Origin of the sequence: Psychrobacter sp. K31L (assembly GCF_017942195.1) — a bacterium.
In the GTDB taxonomy this organism is placed as follows: Bacteria; Pseudomonadota; Gammaproteobacteria; order Pseudomonadales; family Moraxellaceae; genus Psychrobacter; species Psychrobacter glaciei.
The window spans coordinates 1-687 of record NZ_JAGKSC010000025.1; the positions used below are offsets into that span (position 1 = coordinate 1).

Below are 687 nucleotides of genomic sequence, written 5' to 3' on the forward strand. Positions count from 1 at the left end.
GCCATACCGGCAACGGCACGCAGCGCGAAGCCGCCGACGAACTCGCCTGCGTGTTGCTGTTTTTGAAAGAGTTTTTGGGCTAAGGGCGGGGAGCGGCACTGCCGCCGCGAATGAAAAAAGGTCGTCTGAAACTGCTTTTTCAGACGACCTTGGATTCGGATTTCAAGTGCAACACTAGTGTATTAGTGGTTGGAACAGATTCAAGAATAAAACACTTGGCGTTTCGTAGCCAAGTGTTTTTCTTGGCCGGTGGTTCAACTCATCTTGAACCCTGCGTATCTCCCGATCACTGATGTTACGGAAATCGGTTTGTTTGGGGAAGTATTGCCGGATGAGTCCGTTGGTGTTCTCATTCAGCCCTTTCTCCCAAGAATGGTAAGGGCGACAAAAATAAGTCTCCGCTTTCAATGCTTTGGTTATTTTGGTGTGTTGGTAGAACTCTTTGCCGTTATCCATGGTGATGGTGTGCACCCTGTCTTTATGTGCCTTTAATGCCCTAACAGCTGCCCGGGCAGTGTCTTCGGCTTTGAGGCTATCCAATTTGCAGATGATGGTGTAGCGGGTAACGCGTTCGACCAAGGTCAATAATGCGCTTTTCTGTCCTTTGCCGACAATGGTGTCGGCTTTCCAATCGCCGATACGGGATTTCTGGTCGACGATAGCGGGTCGGTTTTCTATGCCGACACG

Annotated in this window: 1 pseudogene; it reads right to left on the reverse strand. The window is 50.1% G+C overall.

Annotated features, from left to right (window positions below):
* Nucleotides 1-174: 174 nt before the first annotated feature.
* Nucleotides 175-687: pseudogene (locus tag J5X94_RS13815) on the reverse strand (IS30-like element IS1655 family transposase); the annotation flags it as partial.